The sequence below is a fragment of the Halobacillus aidingensis genome, from assembly GCF_900104185.1.
Taxonomy (GTDB): domain Bacteria; phylum Bacillota; class Bacilli; order Bacillales; family Halobacillaceae; genus Halobacillus; species Halobacillus aidingensis.
In genome coordinates, this window is sequence record NZ_FNIZ01000011.1 from 95,208 (window position 1) to 116,449 (window position 21,242).

Genomic DNA, 21,242 nt, shown 5'->3' on the forward strand with positions numbered 1-21,242 from the left:
TAAAACTTGTGAGCAGGTAAGGGTGACACATATGAAAATGAAGAAACTCTTGCGGTACATTCCTTTTTATAAAGTGACGAAATCAGTGGCAGATCTCCACATCAGAGGGCTTTCCATGGATTCAAGAACCACGGAGCCTGGAGATGTGTTTGTCTGCCTTCGCGGTGTGGATGTCGATGGTCACCGGTTTGCGAAGGGTGCAGTGGAAAGAGGGGCTGTGGCTGTCATTGCGGAAGAAGAGGTGGCAGTCCCTGTCCCTGTCGTCCTTGTGAATGATACATCGCGAGCGCTTGCGATGGCGTCTGCCGCTTTTTACGACTGCCCATCAGAGTCCCTCCACGTGATCGGAGTGACCGGCACGAATGGCAAAACGACCATTACCTATTTACTGGAGGAAATCTTTCAGCAGCATAAAAAAAAGACCGGAATCATCGGAACGATCCAGGTCAATATTGCTGGAGAGAAGTTCCCGGTAAAAAACACAACACCAGACGCTCTTACCTTGCAGCGCTACTTTCATAAAATGCATGTAGCGAACGTCGATCATGCAATCATGGAGGTATCTTCCCACGCCCTCGATCAAGGAAGGGTGTACGGCTGTGATTTTGATATCGCCGTGTTTACCAATTTGACCCAGGATCATTTGGATTATCATGAAAATTTTGATGATTATCTTCGTGCAAAGTCCCTATTGTTCGCGCAATTAGGGAATGGGTATAATAAGGAACGTGAGAAATTCGCAGTCATCAATAACGACTCCCCGCTGGCAAAAAAATTCATTCGTTCGACCTCTCAAGGTCTGCTGACTTATGGCATTTACGAACAGGCGGATGTGAAAGCAGAGGAGTACACGATGACAGAAACGGGTACCGCCTTTATTATGACCACCCCCATCGGTACAGTTTCCATTCAGAGTCCATTGATGGGGCTGTTCAGTATTTATAATATGCTGGCTGCAGCGAGTGCCGCTATTTTATCAGGCGTCCCTCTAGAGACGATTCAGCGATCCTTTCAACAGACCAAAGGAGTAAAAGGGAGATTTGAACCTGTGAGAGAAGGTCAGGGCTTCGGTGTCGTTGTTGACTACGCCCATACTCCGGATTCGCTGAAGAACGTGTTGCAGACGCTCCGGGATCTATGCAAAGGGACGATCACCGTTGTCGTCGGCTGCGGAGGGGACCGTGATCGCAGTAAACGTCCTGAGATGGCGAAAGTGAGTGTCGACTATGCGGACCGGGTCATTTTCACCAATGATAACCCTCGTACGGAAGACCCTAAACAGATTTTCAGAGATATGACCGCCCATGTAAAAGGGCGCTATAAACGGATCGAGGATCGAAAAGAAGCCATCACCTATGCGCTTGAACACGCGAAAACAGGAGATATCGTCCTGATTGCGGGAAAAGGCCATGAAACGTACCAGGAAATCAAAGGCATCCGTCATCATTTCGATGATTGCGAGGTGGCCCGTACGATATTAAGAGAAATGAAGGAGCATCCATAATGATTTTAGAAGTCAATGAACTCACACAACTTTTTCCGAAAAAACAAGGAGCAGCGTCGGATCAGATTCAGCTTGGATCTGTGATGACAGATAGTCGGAAAACAGCCAAACAAAGCTTGTTCGTCCCGATCGTGGGAGAGAATTTCGATGCGCACGATTTTCTAGGAGATGCGATTAAACAGGGAGCGGTCGCTACGCTGTGGCAGGAAGATCAGCCTTTACCGAAGCTGACACCTACAGACTTCCCTGTCTTTTTTGTGGAAGACACGACGAAGGCTCTCCAACAATTGGCGTCCTATTATTTGAAAAAGGTGGATCCTGTTGTTGTCGGCGTGACCGGATCAAATGGAAAAACGACAACGAAAGATCTGGCTGCATCCGTCCTTCAAGTCAAGTACAAAACACATAAGACCGCTGGTAATTTTAATAATCATATCGGCCTCCCTCTCACTGTCCTCGCCATGGATCCAGAAACAGAAGCGGTCGTTCTGGAAATGGGGATGGATCGTGCAGGGGAAATTTCTGTTTTATCAAAGCTTGCCGAACCAAGTTATGCCATCATAACGAATATCGGTGAATCCCATATCGAGAATCTCGGTTCTAGAGAAGGGATCGCCGGGGCGAAACTCGAAATTACAGAAGGCCTTTCTGAAGAAGGGGCCTTAATTCTCGATGGAGATGAGCCTCTACTGCAAGAACAAAACTCTAAAAACTGGACGGTTACTTGTGGTTTTGGTGACGAGCTTGACTATCAGGCCGAGATTCTTCAATTGACAGATGAGAGCAGTACGTTTAAAGTCGGTGAGCAGTCTTTTGAATTGCCTATGGCTGGGAAACACAATGTGAAAAATGCTACATACGTTATTGCTCTTGCAGAACGTTTAGGGTTATCTCCACAAGAGATCCAGCAAGGGTTTCAGCAATTGCAAATGTCTGCCATGCGTTTTGAAAAACATGAAGGGCATAAAGGTTCCTTAATCATTAATGATGCCTACAATGCTTCCCCGACTTCCATGAAAGCCATCATTGAAGTTGTCAGTCAATTGACATCCAAAAGCAGGAAAGTGTTAATATTAGGTGATATGTTCGAGTTAGGGGAACAATCAGAAAAGCTTCACCAAAGCGTAGCCGATGCCATTGATGAGAAGATTCATGCGGTTTATACGATCGGCGAATATTCCAAGACCATATCGGATGCCGTAGACAAACAATACCCTTCCATTGAAACGCATCATTTTACAGAAAAACAAACGTTAAGTCATCACGTCCGCAAAAATCTGACAGCGGACACTGTCGTACTCATCAAAGCTTCCAGAGGAATGAAACTAGAAGAATTACTTGAAAATCTCGTGGATTGATCGATAGGCGATGATGATGGAAAAGGAGGAGAACTACACATGAACGAATACATACTACTAATCACTATGGCTATTTCATTCGCAATCACTGTTGTGATCTCGCCGATGATCATCCCTTTTTTGAGAAGGTTGAAGTTCGGTCAGGCTATTAGGGATGAGGGCCCTGAATCCCACCAGAAAAAATCCGGAACTCCCACGATGGGAGGGGTGATGATCATTGTAGCTGTGGTCATCACCACCATCCTTGCATCCTTTTGGTTCACCCCGGACACTGGGAACACACAATTGTTCCTCGTGTTATTTGTGTTAGTCGGGTATGGGCTGCTTGGGTTCCTGGATGATTATATTAAAGTGGCGATGAAAAGAAACTTGGGCCTTACGTCGAAACAAAAAATGCTCGGGCAGATCGTTATTGCGCTCGTTGTTTATTTCATTCTTAGAAATTCGGATTTCCCAACGTATATCAGTATTCCCGGCACAACTTTTGAAGTAGACCTAGGCTGGGGATATGCTTTGCTGATCCTGTTTATGCTCGTTGGTGCTTCGAATGCTGTGAACCTGACGGATGGCCTTGATGGACTGCTCGCAGGAACGGCAGCTATCGCTTTTGGCGCATTCGCTATTCTGGCGTGGACAGGTCAGATGAATGTTGAAATTACCATTTTCTCTCTAGCTATTGTCGGAGCGTTGCTTGGTTTTCTCGTGTTCAACGCTCACCCGGCGAAAGTCTTCATGGGAGATACAGGATCGCTTGCATTAGGTGGAGCGATCGCTATCATCGCCATCTTAACGAAACTTGAACTCATTCTTGTCATTATCGGCGGTGTGTTTGTCCTTGAGACCCTGTCTGTTATCATTCAGGTCATCTCTTTTAAAACAACAGGTAAACGTGTCTTTAAAATGAGTCCGCTTCATCACCATTATGAATTGAAGGGCTGGTCTGAATGGCGTGTCGTAACGACATTCTGGGCTGTAGGACTTGTCTTCGCTGTGATCGGTATTTATATTGAGGTGATGTTCGGATGAAAAAATTAAAGAACTTTCCATACAAACAAGTTCTCGTACTAGGACTTGCGAAAAGTGGTACAGCAGCTGCTGAGTTATTCTTAGACAGCGGCATCCATGTACGAATTAATGATTTGAAGGCTGATCAAAATGAACCTGCCGTACGTCAGTTGATAGAAAAAGGTGCAGAGGTCATCACAGGAGGACACCCGCTGTCTGTATTGGATGACGTGGATTACCTTGTTAAGAATCCAGGTATCCCTTATGAAAACCCCGTCATCGCGGAAGCGGAGGAACGAAATATTCCGATCGTTACTGAAGTGGAATTGGCGAGCTTTCTCCATGAGGGTACCCTAGTAGCTGTGACAGGCTCGAACGGGAAAACGACAACGACGACGTTGATCCATGAAATGATTCAAGCCGATCAGCAAAAGGTTTCGCTTGCAGGAAATATCGGTCATGTCTCTTGTGAGGTGGCGAGAAGCACGGATGCAGATGAAACGATGGTAACCGAACTTTCATCCTTCCAATTGCTTGGGACGGAAAAATTCCATCCTGAGATTGCGGTGTGGCTCAACCTTTATGAAGCACACCTTGATTATCATCATACGTTAGAAAATTATCATCAGGCGAAGGCGAAAATAACAGCGAATCAGAGAGCTGATGATACATTGGTCTACAATGCGGATGATGAAAGTATCGCCAGGTTTTTGCCTGATGTGAAAGCGAAACGCGTGCCTTTTTCCATTAGTAAAGAAGGGGAAGGCGCCTGGGCTGATGATACATTCATTTACTTTGAAGACGAACGAATCATGAAAAAACAGGATATCGTTTTAGTGGGGGAACAAAACCTGCAGAACATCCTGGCTGCCGTAGCAGCGGTAAAAGTCAATGGAATACGCAACAAGGCGATTGTTGATGTATTGACAACCTTTGCAGGAGTTGAACACCGCCTGCAATTCGTGACGAAAAAGAACGGACGTTTATTCTACAATGATTCAAAAGCGACGAATATTTTAGCGACCTCTTATGCGCTGAAATCATTTGAGAATCCAGTTATCCTGCTCGCGGGTGGACTTGACCGGGGGACGAGCTTCGAATCACTGATTCCACACATGAAAGGCGTCAAAGCCATGGTCGTGTTTGGAGAAACGGCTGATCAATTAAGCGAAACGGCTCGGGAAGCTGGCATTGAAAAAGTCACTAAAGTAGAAACGATGCAGGAAGCCGTCGATCAGGCATACCAATACTCTGCTGAGGACGATGTCATCCTGCTCTCACCTGCTTGTGCGAGCTGGGACCAGTATCGTACTTTTGAAGAAAGAGGTCACATGTTTATCCAAGCTGTGCATAAGCTCTAATAAGGGCTTTGTGCGACAAGCTTAAGCCCTGTTTTCCACTTAGATGGGAGGTAGGGCTTTTTTTATGGAAGAAAAAAAGCCGGATTTATGGTTGATTGCCGCCATACTCGGAATTTTGATCATCGGGGTCGTGATGGTTTACAGTTCATCGAGCATCTGGTCCGAATATAAGTTTGATGATCCGTGGTTTTACGCAAAAAGGCAGATTCTTTTTGCAACCGCCGGTCTGATTGCCATGGTTGTGTTATCCAGAATCCCGTACTATGTATGGCATGGACATTCAAAGATGATTATGATCATTTGTCTGGTATTTCTCGTGCTCGTACTCATACCCGGAGTGGGTATGGTCCGCGGAGGTGCACGAAGCTGGATTGGGGTGGGGATGTTCAGCATCCAGCCATCAGAATTCATGAAACTTGGTTTGATCCTATTCCTTGCGCGCTTTTTATCTGAACGCCAAAAACTCATGAACTCTTTCCAGCAAGGCTTCCTGCCAGCTCTAGCATTGATTTTGTTCCCGTTCGCACTCATTATGCTTCAACCCGACCTGGGGACAGGCGTCGTCATGGTAGGGACATGCCTTGTCATGTTGTTTACAGCAGGCGCACGCATCAGTCACTTTATGTGGATTGCCGGAGCGGGGGCAGCGGGAATGGTCGGATTGATTGCTTCTGCCCCTTATCGTATAAAAAGGATTACCGCGTTCCTGCATCCATGGGAAGACCCTTTAGGGGCAGGGTTCCAGATCATCCAGTCTTTATACGCGATCGGTCCGGGAGGATTAATGGGATTAGGGTTAGGTAACAGCATGCAAAAGTTTTTCTACCTGCCTGAACCTCAGACGGACTTCATTTTTGCGGTACTTGCTGAAGAACTAGGATTCCTTGGTGGTCTCCTCGTCCTTGGTCTTTTCTTTGTACTTTTATGGCGAGGTATCCGAGCAAGTCTTCTCGCCCCGGACCTTTTCGGCTCATTACTTGCCCTTGGCATTGTAGGAATGATCAGCATTCAAGTCATGATCAATATCAGTGTAGTCACTGGGTTAATTCCTGTCACAGGAATTACCCTTCCGCTTGTCAGCTATGGAGGGTCATCCCTCACATTAACGCTCGCATCCCTGGGTTTACTCCTCAGTGTCAGTCGCTTCTCTACAAAATAAAAAGATCATGGACTCCCATGGTCTTTTTTATTTTGTAATATATTTGTTTAACAATATGGCGGGATTGTGAAAGACTTGTTTTCGAGACTTTTGTTTGGTGAATTGGGGCTGCCGGGATGACTCGCTTTCCGCGGGGCCCCACACGAAGTGGGGTCGTTCGATGTTGGCACAGGACGTGCCGAACTTAATCGAACTTCCTCTATTTCTTGAGCCTCTTCGGACTCCGTCCTGCGGGGTCTCACCTAGTACTCTTTTCCCGCAGGAGGCTTTCGTCATCCCCGCAGAAAAGCGAGTAGCTTCCCAACCACCCCTGACGCTCAAAAAAAAAGGCAAACGAACCACGAAACATCTCGAAATCGAGTCTTCCACAATCGGGAGCGAGTGTTGAAGGTGGAAATAAAGAAGAATTTCTTATTGGAAGTTTAGCTTAGATGGAGAATGGGTAAACGAATTTAGCGAAATCACTTGAGCCCCATCGAAATGCGGGTTTTCCTGTAATAAAATTGATAGGAAACTAGTAAAACTCTATCAATATTTCACTCTATTTTTGTGATATAATGGGAGACGTATAGATGTAGAGTAAGCTCGGCATCTTTTAGAGGAACATCATTCTTTCAAACAGCTAGGACAAACAGCGTAAAGGGTGTCTAGCAATAAGGAGAAATGCCCGTTATGGAAGAGAGAAAAGTGGTTTCCATAGAAGATCGCATACCAAAACTGAAACAGACGAGGCGGAAAAAAGCCAATCGTCGCCTGATTCTGTATTTGACTATTCTATTTTTGCTGATTGCGACGGTCATTTATCTTCAGTCGCCACTCAGTAATGTTCGTCATATAGTTGTGGAAGGTGAGTACCACGTATCTGAGGAAGAAATTATCGAGCTTGCCGGAGTCACAACATCCACGAATTATTGGAGAGTTGATGAAGAAGAGATGAAACAGCAGATCGAGTCGCATCAAGAAATCACCTTTGCTTCCATCGACCGTTCCTTCCCGAACAATGTCCAGATTGAAGTGAAGGAAGCGGAACGAATCGGTTACGTCAAACAGGATGGTGCCTTTCATGCCATTCTTGAAGATGGATCTCGCTTGGATGGACAAACGGCTCTCCCTGGAGGAGATGCTCCAATCCTTGTCGGGTTCAATAAGGAAACGTATCTGAAAGAAATCTCTCAAGAGTTGAAAGAACTGCCTTCAAGTGTAAGCAGTCTCATTTCGGAAATCCATTGGGACCCACGTGACGGGAATCCATATCAAATTCTTCTTTACATGAATGATGGGTATCAAGTGCAGGCCTCGATCCGCAGTTTTGCCGAAAAAATGCCGGCTTATCCTTCCATCGTTGCACAGCTTGATGAAGGAGCTGAAGGGATCATACATATCGATGTAGGGGCCTATTTCGAGGAATATCCTGAATCGGGGGAAGAAGAAGAGGCGCAAGGTGACTCAGGAGCAGGTGAGGAAGAGGAGAATACGGATGAAGAGGCATAAAGGAAAACCGATCATCTTATCTCTTGTCCTTCTTATCTCCGGTTTTCTTGTTAGTTACAGCTATCAACTGACAAAGAGTTCACCACAGATGGTTCAACTGAACGATTCGCAATGGGAAAAAGAATACTTTTATCAACAACAGCTGCTGGAAATGGAAAAAAAGAACAAGCAGCTGCGTGAGGAGTTAAAAGACAAACGGCATACGATTCAAGACTTCGAGAATGAGATGGCGGATCGTGAACAGGTGGTAGCCGACTTCGTCGAACGTAAAAAGAAGCTTCAGATGCTGAATGGTGAGGTTCCGATTAAAGGCCACGGGGTGGAAGTCGTTCTAAGCGATGCGGAATATATACCAGATGAAGATCAGGTGAATCAGTATATTGTTCATGAAAGTCATATTCACAGTGTGATCAACGAACTTCTCAGCGCTGGAGCAAAGGCCATTGCCATCAATGGACAAAGGTTTATGAGAGATAGTTATATTGCATGTACAGGACCGGTCATTACTGTGGACGGCGTTCAACATCCGGCTCCGTTCGTCATTTCTGCGATCGGGGACCCGGAGGTTCTTCATTCAAGCCTTAACCTGACCAGAGGTGTCGTCGATCAGCTCCTCAACGAAAATGTTGATGTGCAATTATCGAAAGTAAATCAATTGGAAATGAAGGCAAGGCTATCCGCCGAAGGGTGATCAACATGAAGCGAAGAACACAGTGGCTGCTATCCACCGTTTTTCTATTGATTGGATTCATGGTGGCTGTACAGTTTCAAACGACCTCCCATGAAACAGAGATGCGAGATACAAGAGATGTATGGGAAGTGCGAGAAGATCTGAAGACCCAGCAGGAACACCAACAGGATCTCTTAGAGAAAATTGCTGGGGCTGATCAGACCATTGAAAATTATGAAAAGCAGACGTCACGCGAACAAGTGGAGACATTGAAAGATTCCATTGAGTACTTGGAGAAAAAGATAGGCCTTCAGAAAAAAAAGGGGGCAGGCGTGGAACTGACCATCCGTCCTATTTTTGAAGAGGGTGTTGCCGGGCAGGAATATCCCAGCGTTTCCCCTCACCTTCTCAGTCGACTTTTAAATGAACTGAACACATATGGAGCTGAAGATATCAGCATAGGGAATGAACGATTGACAAATCTTTCCCCAGTGAGGGATGTAAATGGATCGACCTATGTGAATAATCGGCCGATCGGTTCGCTTCCGCTGACCATTAGGGTGCTGGCTGAAGATCCTGAAAAATTGCAGGATCGCATGAAAGCAAGCCCCACACAAGATATATTCAATATCGACAATATGGAGATTGTTTTTGAAGTGAAAGAACAATTGGTGCTTCCCAAGTACGATGATCCACTCCATTTAGAAATTTTAGAAGAAGCTGGTGGTTAATTTGTGGTTACCCCTTTTATTTCTGATCATCGGTGTGACCCTCGGCATTTTGACGGATATCCGTATCCCGGATGCCTATTCCGATTATTTATCCATTGCTGTGCTTGCCGCTTTTGACACGCTTCTTGGTGGGATCAGGGCACAGTTAGAAAAAACGTTCGATGACACTGTTTTTCTGACCGGTTTCTTTTTTAACATTACACTCGCTGCATTACTTGCCTTCCTCGGTGTTCAATTAGGCGTGGATCTTTATCTTGCAGCAGTCTTTGCCTTCGGTGTACGGTTGTTCAGGAACCTTGCTATCGTCAGAAGAATTGTCATCGACCAAAAATTGCTAACAAAATTCAGAAAAAAATAAACGTATTTAAGAGGAAATTCACGAAACCCTGTGGAAAACAACATAGGAGCGAGTTTTTTCTCTCATATTCCAAGGATATACCCCATGGAATATATCATTTCATTTACGTTTGTATTTCAAAGATTGTATTTTAAGCGTGAATTCGATATGCTTTGAACTACTTATATGGCTTGCTACAGGAGGTGCGTCACTGGTGAATCAAAATGAAATTTTAGTAAGTTTAGATATAGGCACAAGTCGAATCAAAGTGATTATAGGAGAAATTATGAATGATAACCTCAATATTATTGGGGTGGGAACAGCTAAATCGAACGGCATGAAGAAAGGCGCGATCGTAGATATCGATCAAACGGTCCATTCGATCCGCTCGGCGGTCGAACAGGCCGAACGCATGGTGGATATGAAAATCGATCGTGTCGTTGTGGGTGTGAATGGAAATCATATTCAATTGCAGCCATGCCACGGTGTTGTCGCCGTTTCCAGTGAAAGTAGGGAAATTGGAAACGAAGACATTACTCGAGTAATCGATGCAGCTCAAGTGGTATCTGTACCGCCGGAAAGAGAGATTATCGATGTGATTCCTCGTCAGTTTATCGTAGATGGTCAGGATGAAATCACAGACCCACGAGGAATGATCGGCGTACGTCTTGAGATGGAAGGTATGATTATTACCTGTGCCAAAACCGTTTTACATAATACTTTGAAGTGTGTAGAACGAGCAGGTTTGGAAGTATTGGATGTTTGTTTGCAGCCGCTAGCTTCTGGAACTGTCTCGTTATCCGGTGATGAAACGAATCTAGGCGTAGCGCTTATCGATGTCGGAGGTGGCTCTACGACGATCTCGGTATTTGAAGAAGGACATTTGAAAGGAACGAGCATGATTCCTTTTGGTGGTGACAACTTAACGAAAGATTTGTCGATCGGCCTGAGGACTTCTACAGAAGAAGCAGAGCAGGTGAAAATGGAACACGGTCATGCATTTTTTGATGATGCGAATGAAGAGGAAAATTTTTCTGTCACGATTATTGGAAGTAATCGTCAACAGGCATTCAATCAATTGCAAATCTCTGATATGATTGAAGCTAGACTAGAAGAAATTTTTGTCTTTGCTGCCCAGGAGATCCAACGCATGGGTGTGCGCGAACTTCCGGGAGGCTTTGTACTGACCGGAGGTACGATGAACATGCCTGGTGTTCTTGAGTTAGCGCAGGATGTTTTCCACGCAAACGTAAGACTGGCGATTCCGGATTACATCGGAGTAAGAGAACCGCAGTTTACGAGTGGGGTAGGAATCTTGCAATTCGCCTATCGTAATGCGAAAATACAAGGCAAAGAGATCTTTCCATCTGTAACTGAAGAATTTCAGGAAAAGCCTCAACCTAAAAAGCAAAAACGTGCGACCAAGCAACAACCGAAAGAAGAAACAGAGAAACCAGAGAAGAAAAAAGAATCAGGTTTCAGTAATCTCTTGAAGTATTTCTTTGATTAATGAACAAGTTTGAGTCGGTCAAGGGACGGACGAACCAATAAATCTTGTAATCTCGTGTATTAGGAGGAACGTAAGATGTTAGATTTTGATACAAGCATGGACCAACTAGCAACGATTAAAGTAATCGGAGTAGGTGGCGGCGGAAGCAACGCCGTTAACCGTATGATTGAGCATGGTGTCCAAGGCGTTGAATTTATCGCCGTCAATACGGATGCACAAGCGCTTAACCTTTCAAAAGCAGAAGTAAAAATGCAAATCGGTGGAAAACTGACTCGTGGACTTGGTGCAGGTGCGAATCCGGAAGTCGGTCGTAAAGCCGCAGAAGAAAGTAAAGAACAAATCGAAGAAGCCCTTCAAGGTGCAGACATGGTCTTCGTTACTGCAGGAATGGGAGGCGGAACAGGTACAGGGGCCGCTCCCGTCATCGCCCAAGTGGCCAAAGAGCTAGGCGCTCTTACTGTAGGTGTTGTCACTCGACCATTCACGTTTGAAGGACGTAAGCGTTCTACACAAGCGAGCGGTGGTACAGAAAGCCTTAAAGGCGCGGTTGATACACTGATTGTCATCCCAAATGACCGTTTGCTTGAGATCGTCGATAAGAATACGCCGATGCTTGAAGCGTTCCGTGAAGCGGATAACGTCCTTCGTCAAGGTGTACAAGGTATTTCCGATTTGATTGCCGTACCAGGATTGATCAACGTGGACTTTGCCGACGTGAAAACAATCATGGTCGACAAAGGATCCGCTCTTATGGGAATCGGTATTGCGACAGGAGAAAATCGTGCGGCTGAAGCAGCCAAGAAGGCGATCTCCTCTCCATTACTCGAAACTTCCATCGACGGTGCACACGGCGTCCTGATGAACATCAGCGGCGGTGCCAACTTGAGCCTATATGAAGTTCAGGAAGCGGCTGATATCGTAACTTCTGCAGCAGATCAGGAAGTAAACGTTATCTTCGGTTCTGTGATCAACGAAAACCTGAAAGATGAAATCGTTGTTACCGTTATTGCTACAGGTTTCGATGAAGCACAAATTGCTCAAGGTCAACAGAAAAAGCGTCCAACCGTGAACCCTGTGAACCAGCAAAAGCAAGTAGAACAACAACAGCCAGAGCGTAACGTACGAGAGGAACAACCACCTCGTCGTCAAGCTCCGCCACAACCACAGAACAAGCCGAATCAAGAAGAAGACACGCTTGATATCCCGACGTTCCTGCGTAACCGCAACCGTCGTCGATAAAATAACCACCCAAACCCGCCACACATTCCATTGTGGCGGGTTTTTCTTTCCTCTTTTTATCATTTCATCCTACATAATTATTCAAGAAAATGGCAGGATTGTAGAAGGCTTGATTTCGAGACTTTTGTTGAGTGGATTGGGGCTACGGGGAATGACTCGCTTTCCGCGGGAGCGCGTTGAGCCTCCTCGGACTCCGTCCTGCGGGGTCTCACCTAGCACTCTTTTCCCGCAGGAGTCTCGCCATTCCCCTCCGCCTCTTTACCATGGGAGTGTCTCGAAACCACTTCTCGGAAACTCTGCTGGTATGCTCAAGTGAAGTGGATCATATAAACCTCTCCCCAGTGGTCATCTCGAGCGTGAAAGCCTAATATAGAGCACTTTATGCCTGCTTCAGAGTTAGGGGGAGGAGACGTCCCATCTTGGTATAGGGGTTCGTTTCTCGCATGCATTGAATGGGGTTGTTGAGAAGCTGCGAGACTCCCGTGGGAGAAGGAGATAGGCGAGATCCCGCAAGGCGATAGCCTGAGGAAGCTCGGCGCTCCCCCACAGGAAAGCGAGTGGCTTCCCAACAACCCCTGACTCCCATTCCGGCAAACGAACCCCGGTTCTTTCCATCCTTCTACAAAACTTGCTAGCGAGTAGTTCAGATTGTGACAGACTTTTTATCCGGACGGGCTTATACTTTCAGTACAGCAGATAAAGAGGAGGGGGGAGAGAGGATCATTTATCTTGATGCTGTCTGGTTGCTCAACCTTTTGATGGATGGCATGATCTTATCGCTTACGCAGGGGATTACGAGAGCGAAATCATCGAAAACGAGAATGATCGCTGGGGCGTTTGTCGCCTCTACGATTGTCCCAATTACTATTTATATGCCGGATTCATGGCTGGTTGGAAGCTTCGGAAAGATCTTTTTTTCGATGTTCATCATCTGGGTGGCCTTTTCCTACACCTCTCTCCGCGCATTTTTTGTCCAGTGGATCAGTTTTTATTTTATTACCTTCGCCATCGGTGGAAGCATGATGGGGGTTCATTATTTTCTTGCGACAGAGATCAGCTTACAAGGGGGTTCAATCGTAACATTCAGTGGTGGTTATGGAGACCCGGTCAGTTGGTTGTTTGTAGTCATTGGTTTTCCTTGTTCCTTTGTTTTTACAAAATGGCGCTTGAATCAAGTCAGCGTCCATAAGATGAAGCTTGAGGATATTTATGATGTGACGGTGGAGTGGAATGGCAGGACCGCCCATTGCAAAGGTTTAGTGGACAGCGGAAACCAGCTCGTGGATCCGGTCAGTCGGAAAATGGTATTTCTCGCCGATTCTTTTTTATGGGAACAATTTTTCTCAAAGGAACAGCTCCAGCAACTGGAAGTGGATCATGTCGTAACCGCTTTAGCGGACTTACCGGATGATATTCAATCCTCTGTTCGGCTTGTCCCCTATCAGGCGGCAGGGGTTACAGGACAGTTGCTTGTGACGTTACTGGTGGATAAGATTACGGTTAAAACAGAGTCAGGAAACTTGGAAATGAAAGCACCTCTATTAGGAGTGCAGCAACAGGATTTGACACACGATCGATTATATCAAATGCTCATCCATCCGCACTTAATGGTCAAAGGCAAATCAGCGTGATTTCAGGAGGGGGATTCCATGTTCAAATGGTTCTTTAAAGCGCGGCTATGGTATTATCGCTTACTTATGAAGCTCGGAATCAAACAAGATGAGATTTATTATATTGGTGGAAGTGAAGCTCTGCCACCACCATTATCTAGAGAAGAAGAGAGAGAATTGCTTGAACTTCTTCCAAAAGGGGATAAGGCGGCACGTGCGATGCTCATCGAGCGGAATTTAAGACTTGTCGTTTATATCGCCAGGAAGTTTGAAAACACGGGGTTGAACATAGAAGATTTAATTAGTATTGGAACTATCGGACTCATCAAGGCGGTGAACACGTTTGATCCTGAAAAGAAAATCAAACTCGCGACCTACGCTTCCCGCTGTATAGAAAATGAAATTCTTATGCATCTTAGAAAAAGCAATAAGTTGAAAACGGAAGTATCCTTTGATGAGCCATTGAATGTGGATTGGGATGGAAATGAACTTTTATTATCTGATATTTTAGGAACAGACGAGGATTTAATTACGAAGGGCATCGAAAAGAAAATCGACAAGAAGTTACTTAAATCAGCGCTTGAACAGTTGAATGACCGTGAAAAACAAATCATGGAACTCCGTTTCGGATTGATTGGAAAAAAAGAAAAAACGCAAAAAGATGTGGCAGACATGATGGGTATCTCACAGTCATATATATCAAGGCTTGAGAAGAAGATTATCCGCCGGCTGCAACGTGAATTCGACAAAATGGTCTAACAGACGACGACCCGTTGATGCATAATTTTCCCACCCAGGGAGATACTGAGAACTGATTACAGCTTCCTGGGAGGGTCTTACATTGACACGACATAAAGTAGAGATATGCGGCGTAGATACATCAAAACTTCCGGTACTGAAAAATGCAGAAATGAGAGACCTGTTTGAACGCTTGCAAAGTGGAGAGCTGGAGGCAAGAGAAAAGCTGGTAAATGGCAACCTCCGCCTAGTCTTATCCGTTATTCAGCGTTTTAACAATCGCGGAGAGTATGGAGACGATTTGTTCCAAGTTGGATGCATCGGTCTCATGAAATCCATTGATAATTTTGATTTAAGCCACAATGTGAAATTTTCTACTTACGCTGTACCCATGATCATTGGTGAAATTCGCAGGTACTTAAGAGACAACAACCCGATTCGTGTTTCCAGATCCTTGCGCGACACAGCTTACAAAGCTTTGCAGATGCGTGAGAAAATGATCAGTGAGACGAGTAAAGATCCGGCTCCTCATGAAATTGCTGAAAGAATGGGAGTCCCGCACGAAGATGTAGTCTTTGCGATGGATGCCATCCAGGATCCCGTATCCCTTTTCGAACCGATCTACAACGACGGCGGTGATCCCATTTTCGTTGTTGACCAATTGAAAGATGACCGGGAAAAAGATTCGGTGTGGCTCGATGAACTATCGCTCAGAGAAGGAATGAAGAAACTGAACGACCGTGAGAAAATGATTTTGACGAAGCGCTTCTTTCAAGGAAAAACGCAAATGGAAGTGGCTGAAGAAATCGGAATCTCGCAAGCCCAAGTGTCGCGTCTAGAAAAAGCGGCAATCAAAGAAATGAATTCATCTATGTTCCAATGAACCCTTAGCTTCTGCTCATGCAGAAGCTTTTTTTAATGCCCCAACTTCCTCTTCTTCCACAAACGCTCCCGATTCTTGAAGGCTCAGTTTCGAGATGTGTCAGGGTTCGTTGCTGGGGTTGAGCGTCAGGGGTGGCTGGGAAGCTACTCGCTTTCCTGTGGGGGAGTGGCGAGCTTCCTCGGGCTAAAGCCCTGTGGGATCTCGCCTATCTCCTTTCTCCCACGGGAGTCTCGCAGCTTCCCAACCACCCCATCTCCTGTAAAGAAAACGAACCCCTGTACCCAGAAGCAGGGCTCCCACTCGTTCAGCCTAAACAAGCATAAAGCGCTCTGTATCAAGCATTCATGTTCTACATGCCCACTGGGAAGAGTTGATATCATCCACTTCTCTCAACCATACAAGCTGATTTTTCCAGTAGTGGTTTCGAGAATCATCCATGGTAAAGGGGCGGAGGGGAATGGCGAGACTCCTGCGGGAAAAAAGGGCATGGTGAGACCCCGCAGGACGCAGTCCGAGGAGGCTCACCGCGCTCCCGCGGAAAGCGAGCCATTCCCCGCAGCCCCCTTCACTTACACAAAAGTCTCGAAACTGAGTCTTCTAAAATCCTGCCATATACTTTAATACGGTTTTGAGTAAATGGGTGGAATCCTTTTCTCTGTTTTCTAATTTGTTGATTCTATGCATATAGTGGGAGTAAGGAGAGTGAGGAGAAAATGAAAATCACGGAACTGCAAATGAAAGACGTTATTGCGATGGAAACAGGAGAAAGACTGGGATATATAAGCGACCTTGATATCGATACACAAAGAGGCCGTCTCAAGGGACTCGTCCTCACTATGAAAGGGAAGGCGATGGGACTTTTCGGAAAAGAAGAAGAGATGACGATTCCGTGGGACCAAATCGTTAACATCGGGGCTGATGTCATTTTAGTGAAAAAAAATGGCTATAAAAGCATTTCTACGGTTCAAAAGACAGAATCAGACGAATAAGAGAAGAAATTGGATGAAAAATGTGTTAAAATGGAGTGAAATTGAGGTGGTGTTCAAATGGAACCTTTCCAATCACATTCCATTAGACAGATGACTTGTTTTCATTCCCACCAGAATGTGACTGCAGGATTGACAACACGTCAGGGCGGACATAGTGAAGCCCCTTTCGATTCGCTGAACATGGGGCTCCATGTATCCGATAAAAAGGATGATGTGTTGAAAAATAGACGAGCGATTGCCGAGGAGATCGGCATTCCACTTTCCAGATGGGTGATCGGTGAGCAGGTTCATGGCAACGAGGTCGCTTCTGTAGATCAGAGGAATGCCGGAGCTGGTACTACTTCCTTACAAACGGCCGTCTCAAACGTTGATGGATTGATTACCAATGAGAAAAAACTGGTACTTGGGGCTTTTTTTGCTGATTGCGTACCGTTATATTTTTCTGATCCTGAATCAGGGTGGGTAGGAATTGCTCATGCTGGGTGGAAGGGAACAGTAAATGGAATGGCAGGGAAGATGATTCGAGCACTTCAAGAAAAAGGGTGTAAGCTTGAAGACATACATTCCGTCATCGGACCGTCCATTGGTATGAAACATTATGAGGTGGATGACCATGTCATCAGCTTCATTCCTGAAAACTACAAAAAAGAATGTGTGATGAGTAAAGGAAAAGGGAAATATCAATTAGACCTGAAAGTCCTTCACCGCAGAATGATGATTGAAGAAGGCTTGAAGGAAGACCATATTCAAATGACTGATTTTTGTACATACGAGGAAGAAAAAACGTTTTATTCCCACCGGCGCGATCAGGGAAGCACGGGGCGTATGCTTGGGTTTATCACGCTTCGAACTTGATGAGCGGGAAGGAGTTCTAACATGTCGGTTGAAGGTAACTTAGCAAAAATTAATCAACAAATTGAACAAGCTTGTAAAAATAGTGGACGACCTAAAAATGAAATCACCCTCATAGCTGTGACCAAATACGTCACTACTGAACGTGCACAAGAAGCGCTCGAGGCAGGGATCAAACATCTTGGGGAAAACCGGAAAGAAGGACTTCTGGAAAAATACGAGGAAATCGGTGATCAGGCAACCTGGCATTTTATTGGGACCCTGCAGTCGAGAAAAGTAAAGGATGTAATTGGACAAGTCTCCATGATCCATTCCCTTGACCGGAAGTCCCTCGCTAAAGAAATAAACAAAAGGGCCAGCTGTCCGGTCCCATGTTTTATTCAGGTCAACATTAGTGAAGAGGAATCCAAACATGGGTTAGCTGCTTCAGAGGTTGAATCCTTTATAGAAGTGTTGAGTCATTACGAAAATGTCAAAGTGGTCGGATTGATGACAATGGCCCCGCATACGGATGACGAAGAAAAATTGCGCGGCGTATTCCGCCAATTGAGGGCACTAAGAGATCGCATCAGGGATAAAGGTTATCGTCATGCCCCTTGTGAGTATTTATCCATGGGGATGAGCAACGACTTTGCACTGGCGATTGAAGAAGGAGCGACACATATCCGTCTTGGTTCCAGTCTTGTCGGTGAATAAATAAAATCAGAGGTGATGAAAATGAGCATGAAAAATAAATTTCGTTCGTTTTTCACGTTGGATGATGAATACGAGTACATTGAGGAAGAAGTGGAAGATGATTACGAAGAAGAGGCTGCACAGCGTCAACGAGCGACGAAGAAACAAGAGCCGGGCAATGTAGTCAGTTTGAAAAGTGCTAAATCCTCATCAAAAATGGTATTGAGTGAGCCGAGCAGCTATAACGAAGCCCAAAACATTGCTGATCAGCTGGTAAATCGCCGGGCGGTTGTGATCAATCTACAGCGTGTCGATCACCATCAGGCAAAACGGATTGTAGATTTTTTAAGCGGAACGGTATATGCTATAGGTGGAGATATTCAGAAGCTCGGAACACAAACATTTCTTTGTACCCCTGATAACGTTGAAATTTCAGGGTCTATTTCAGAAATGATTGCTCAAGAAGACGATGATATAAACAGAAGGTGGTAAGACATGGCGTTTTTGTTTCAGATTTTAATGACTGCACTACAAATTTACAGTTGGATTCTCATTATCTACATTCTGATGTCCTGGTTCCCTGGGGCGCGTGAATCCAGTTTTGGTGAAGTTCTTTCCCGGTTGGCTGAACCATTCCTGGAGCCTTTCCGAAAAATCATTCCTCCACTAGGTATGATTGACATTTCACCGATTGTGGCTATTCTCGTCCTGAACTTTGCGCGAGCAGGGTTAGGCGAACTATATTACATCATTATGGGATTATAAGTCGAGGAACAGATCAGAGAGCACATCTTTATGTTCTCACATCTGTTCCTTTTGGTAGTTATGGAGGTTTTTTAGGTGGATATCTATCAGCACTTTCGAAAAGAAGAAAAGCCATTCATTGATCAAGTCCTATCTTTTCGCGAAGATGTAGCTCTTAAATATCAGCGGAAGCTGACAGATTTTCTCGACCCGAGGGAGCAGATGATCATGAAGGCGATTATGGGCAATGACCCGGATCTCATATACGGATTGGAAGGTGGGGCGGAGGCTAGTGAACGAAAACGAGCCATCCTCGCTCCCGATTACGAGATCATTGAAAAAGAAGACTTTCAACTGACATTATTGGAAGCTTCCTATCCTCAAAAATTTGTTACGCTGGAACATCGCGATGTTCTGGGTGCCTTTATGTCGTTAGGGATTCGCAGAGAGAAAATGGGAGACCTTGTTGTCCAGGATGGAACGATTCAAATTACAACAGCCTCTGAGATTAGTGACTACATTAAAATGAACCTAACCGGCATCAAACGATCCAACGTACAGTTTGATGAAAAACCATTATCTGCCCGCATAGAGAGCAATGAAACATGGTCCACGAAACAAACGACCGTTTCTTCTTTACGTCTGGATGTGATGGTCAAGGAAATTTACGGAATGTCCCGTAATAAGGCATCTATGTTTATTGAAGCGGGCCAAGTGAAGGTCAATTTCCGTACTGTAGAAGACGCATCTTTTTCATTAGAGGAAGGCGATCTCATTTCTTTACGTGGAAAAGGGAGGAGCCGGCTTGATGAAGTGCTGGGTGAAACGAAGAAAGAAAAATATAAAGTGATGACATCAAAATTAAATTAATGCAGCAGCAAAGAAGGATAACGTAGGTTCCTGTCGAATTTATAAATATAGATAGATGCTTTGGGGAGGTGGATGGTGTGCCATTAACACCACTGGATATTCATAACAAAGAATTTACTCGCGGTTTCAGAGGATATGATGAAGATGAAGTCAACGAATTTCTCGATCAAGTCATCAAAGATTATGAAATCGTCATACGTCAGAAAAAAGAGCTTGAACGCGAAGTCAGTCAATTGAACGAACGTCTAGGTCACTTCAACGATATCGAGACGACGCTCAATAAATCAATTCTCGTCGCTCAAGAAACCGCAGAAGACGTAAAAAACAGTGCGAATAAAGAATCGAAATTAATCGTTAAAGAAGCAGAAAAGAATGCCGATCGTATTATCAATGAAGCACTTGAAAAATCACGCCGCATTAATATTGAAGTAGAAGATATGAAAAAGCAGGCGAAAGTTTTCAAAACAAGACTGCGTATGCTGGTAGAAGCTCAAATCGATATGATCGATAACGATGACTGGGATCATCTTTTCGATACAGAGCTTGATGATGAGAAAGAAGTAGAGCGTAAAATGGAAGAGGAATACAGCTCCCAGCCTTAATTCCAACCCGTACATACGGAAATCATACTTTCATACAAATCAAGGTGCCGTTCCTACAAGAACGGCACCTTTTATCTTCCACCCTTCTTAAGCAAACGGGCAGGATTGTGGAAGACTCAGTTTCGAGACTTTTATTGAGTGGAGGGGGGCTACGGGGAATAGCTCGCTTTCCGCGGGAGCGCGGTGAGCCTCCTCGGACTGCGTCCTGTGGGGGTCTCACCCTGCCCTTTTTTCCAGCAGGAGTCTCGCCATTCCCCTCCGCCCCTTACCAAAGAAGATACTCGAAACCACTTCTTAAAAATCAGCATGAGATTATGGTAAGTGGATAATGTTAACTCCCCAAGTGACATTCAGAACTTAAATGCATGATAGAAGTGGCTTTGTGCCTCCTTAGGGGGGAAGATCAGGACTCTATTTCTCCGTACAGGGGGTCGTTTCACCTCACATGAGATGGGGTGGTTGGGAAGCTGCGCATAGCCGTCAAGCTAAGCTCAACGATTTTATCTTCCCTCCTATAAACGTTATCCTTCCTTGAAGAAATTTCTATGGAAGGATGATTTTATGGTATTTGAAAGACAAATCAAGGCCATGTCTCAGGTTATTCGTCAGACATTCCACCCTGATTTCATTCAAAAAACGGCCTATGATACAGGGTTTCAAAAGCGGAAAGGAAAACTTAACCCAGAAGCTTTTCTCGTTCTATGTACGTTTCTTCAACATTCGATTAGTCAGAAAAGCTTGCGCAATTTAAGCACCAAATTCAGCTACGAATACTTGACCACGATAACCAAACAGGGCTTGAACCAACGTTTCAATACGAAGGCTGTTTCGTTTTTGAAACAGATTTATGATCGATTAGCTGGTCAACAGGGAAAGGTCTCCACGATATTGGACCACCATTCTTTATTCTCTCG

The 21,242-nt window shown here is 45.1% G+C and carries 21 protein-coding genes and 1 pseudogene; all 22 read left to right on the forward strand.

Going from position 1 to position 21,242, the window contains the following annotated elements; translation table 11 throughout:
- The first annotated feature begins 31 nt into the window (after nt 1-31).
- On the forward strand, nt 32-1,504 hold the full coding sequence (locus tag BLS23_RS12100) for a UDP-N-acetylmuramoyl-L-alanyl-D-glutamate--2,6-diaminopimelate ligase (RefSeq protein ID WP_089652809.1): 1,473 nt from the start codon (nt 32-34) through the stop codon (nt 1,502-1,504).
- Nucleotides 1,504-2,862 carry a UDP-N-acetylmuramoyl-tripeptide--D-alanyl-D-alanine ligase gene (locus tag BLS23_RS12105; protein ID WP_089652810.1) on the forward strand — a complete coding sequence of 453 codons (1,359 nt, stop codon included), beginning with the start codon at nt 1,504-1,506 and terminating at the stop codon, nt 2,860-2,862. Before BLS23_RS12100 ends, BLS23_RS12105 begins: the two co-directional genes overlap by 1 nt.
- 39 nt (nt 2,863-2,901) lie before the next feature.
- The gene (gene mraY / locus BLS23_RS12110) at nt 2,902-3,888 is read left to right on the forward strand and encodes a phospho-N-acetylmuramoyl-pentapeptide-transferase (RefSeq protein ID WP_089652811.1); all 987 of its coding nucleotides are present in this window, start codon (nt 2,902-2,904) and stop codon (nt 3,886-3,888) included.
- Nucleotides 3,885-5,228, forward strand: a complete 1,344-nt coding sequence (gene murD / locus BLS23_RS12115) for a UDP-N-acetylmuramoyl-L-alanine--D-glutamate ligase (protein ID WP_089652812.1) — start codon at nt 3,885-3,887, stop codon at nt 5,226-5,228. Before mraY ends, murD begins: the two co-directional genes overlap by 4 nt.
- 64 nt (nt 5,229-5,292) lie before the next feature.
- Entirely contained in the window at nt 5,293-6,387 is a 1,095-nt protein-coding gene (gene spoVE, locus BLS23_RS12120) for a stage V sporulation protein E (RefSeq protein ID WP_089652813.1), read from the forward strand.
- Between the two features lie 672 nt (nt 6,388-7,059).
- A complete protein-coding gene (locus BLS23_RS12130) occupies nt 7,060-7,878 on the forward strand; it encodes a cell division protein FtsQ/DivIB (protein ID WP_089652815.1) in 819 nt (272 codons plus the stop codon).
- A complete protein-coding gene (locus BLS23_RS12135; RefSeq protein ID WP_089652816.1) occupies nt 7,865-8,569 on the forward strand; it encodes a DUF881 domain-containing protein in 705 nt (234 codons plus the stop codon). Before BLS23_RS12130 ends, BLS23_RS12135 begins: the two co-directional genes overlap by 14 nt.
- Nucleotides 8,570-8,574: 5 nt before the next feature.
- On the forward strand, nt 8,575-9,279 hold the full coding sequence (locus tag BLS23_RS12140; protein WP_089652817.1) for a DUF881 domain-containing protein: 705 nt from the start codon (nt 8,575-8,577) through the stop codon (nt 9,277-9,279).
- 1 nt (nt 9,280) lies between these two features.
- Nucleotides 9,281-9,637 (forward strand): small basic family protein, encoded by a 357-nt coding sequence (locus BLS23_RS12145; protein WP_089652818.1) that lies wholly within the window; start codon nt 9,281-9,283, stop codon nt 9,635-9,637.
- A gap of 193 nt (nt 9,638-9,830) precedes the next feature.
- A complete protein-coding gene (ftsA, locus tag BLS23_RS12150; RefSeq protein ID WP_089652819.1) occupies nt 9,831-11,126 on the forward strand; it encodes a cell division protein FtsA in 1,296 nt (431 codons plus the stop codon).
- Between the two features lie 75 nt (nt 11,127-11,201).
- Entirely contained in the window at nt 11,202-12,365 is a 1,164-nt protein-coding gene (gene ftsZ / locus BLS23_RS12155) for a cell division protein FtsZ (protein ID WP_089652820.1), read from the forward strand.
- A gap of 650 nt (nt 12,366-13,015) precedes the next feature.
- The gene (gene spoIIGA, locus BLS23_RS12160; RefSeq protein WP_244157187.1) at nt 13,016-13,996 is read left to right on the forward strand and encodes a sigma-E processing peptidase SpoIIGA; all 981 of its coding nucleotides are present in this window, start codon (nt 13,016-13,018) and stop codon (nt 13,994-13,996) included.
- Between the two features lie 18 nt (nt 13,997-14,014).
- Nucleotides 14,015-14,734, forward strand: coding sequence for an RNA polymerase sporulation sigma factor SigE (sigE, locus tag BLS23_RS12165; protein WP_089652821.1), 720 nt, complete (start codon nt 14,015-14,017; stop codon nt 14,732-14,734).
- A gap of 82 nt (nt 14,735-14,816) precedes the next feature.
- Nucleotides 14,817-15,596: an RNA polymerase sporulation sigma factor SigG gene (sigG, locus tag BLS23_RS12170; protein WP_089652822.1), complete on the forward strand. Its 780-nt coding sequence runs from the start codon at nt 14,817-14,819 to the stop codon at nt 15,594-15,596.
- A gap of 713 nt (nt 15,597-16,309) precedes the next feature.
- A complete protein-coding gene (locus tag BLS23_RS12180; protein ID WP_089652824.1) occupies nt 16,310-16,585 on the forward strand; it encodes a YlmC/YmxH family sporulation protein in 276 nt (91 codons plus the stop codon).
- Nucleotides 16,586-16,642: 57 nt separating this feature from the next.
- Complete coding sequence (pgeF, locus tag BLS23_RS12185) at nt 16,643-17,440, forward strand: peptidoglycan editing factor PgeF (RefSeq protein ID WP_089652825.1); 798 nt, start codon at nt 16,643-16,645, stop codon at nt 17,438-17,440.
- Nucleotides 17,441-17,461: 21 nt separating this feature from the next.
- Nucleotides 17,462-18,133 carry a YggS family pyridoxal phosphate-dependent enzyme gene (locus BLS23_RS12190; RefSeq protein WP_089652826.1) on the forward strand — a complete coding sequence of 224 codons (672 nt, stop codon included), beginning with the start codon at nt 17,462-17,464 and terminating at the stop codon, nt 18,131-18,133.
- 21 nt (nt 18,134-18,154) lie between these two features.
- Nucleotides 18,155-18,604, forward strand: coding sequence for a cell division protein SepF (locus BLS23_RS12195; protein ID WP_089652827.1), 450 nt, complete (start codon nt 18,155-18,157; stop codon nt 18,602-18,604).
- Between the two features lie 3 nt (nt 18,605-18,607).
- Nucleotides 18,608-18,877 (forward strand): YggT family protein, encoded by a 270-nt coding sequence (locus BLS23_RS12200; protein WP_089652828.1) that lies wholly within the window; start codon nt 18,608-18,610, stop codon nt 18,875-18,877.
- Nucleotides 18,878-18,952: 75 nt separating this feature from the next.
- On the forward strand, nt 18,953-19,726 hold the full coding sequence (locus tag BLS23_RS12205) for a YlmH family RNA-binding protein (RefSeq protein WP_089652829.1): 774 nt from the start codon (nt 18,953-18,955) through the stop codon (nt 19,724-19,726).
- Between the two features lie 77 nt (nt 19,727-19,803).
- Nucleotides 19,804-20,328, forward strand: a complete 525-nt coding sequence (locus BLS23_RS12210; protein WP_089652830.1) for a DivIVA domain-containing protein — start codon at nt 19,804-19,806, stop codon at nt 20,326-20,328.
- A 561-nt stretch (nt 20,329-20,889) separates the two neighbouring features.
- Nucleotides 20,890-21,242 (forward strand): annotated as a pseudogene (locus tag BLS23_RS12215) (IS4-like element ISHaha1 family transposase); the annotation flags it as partial.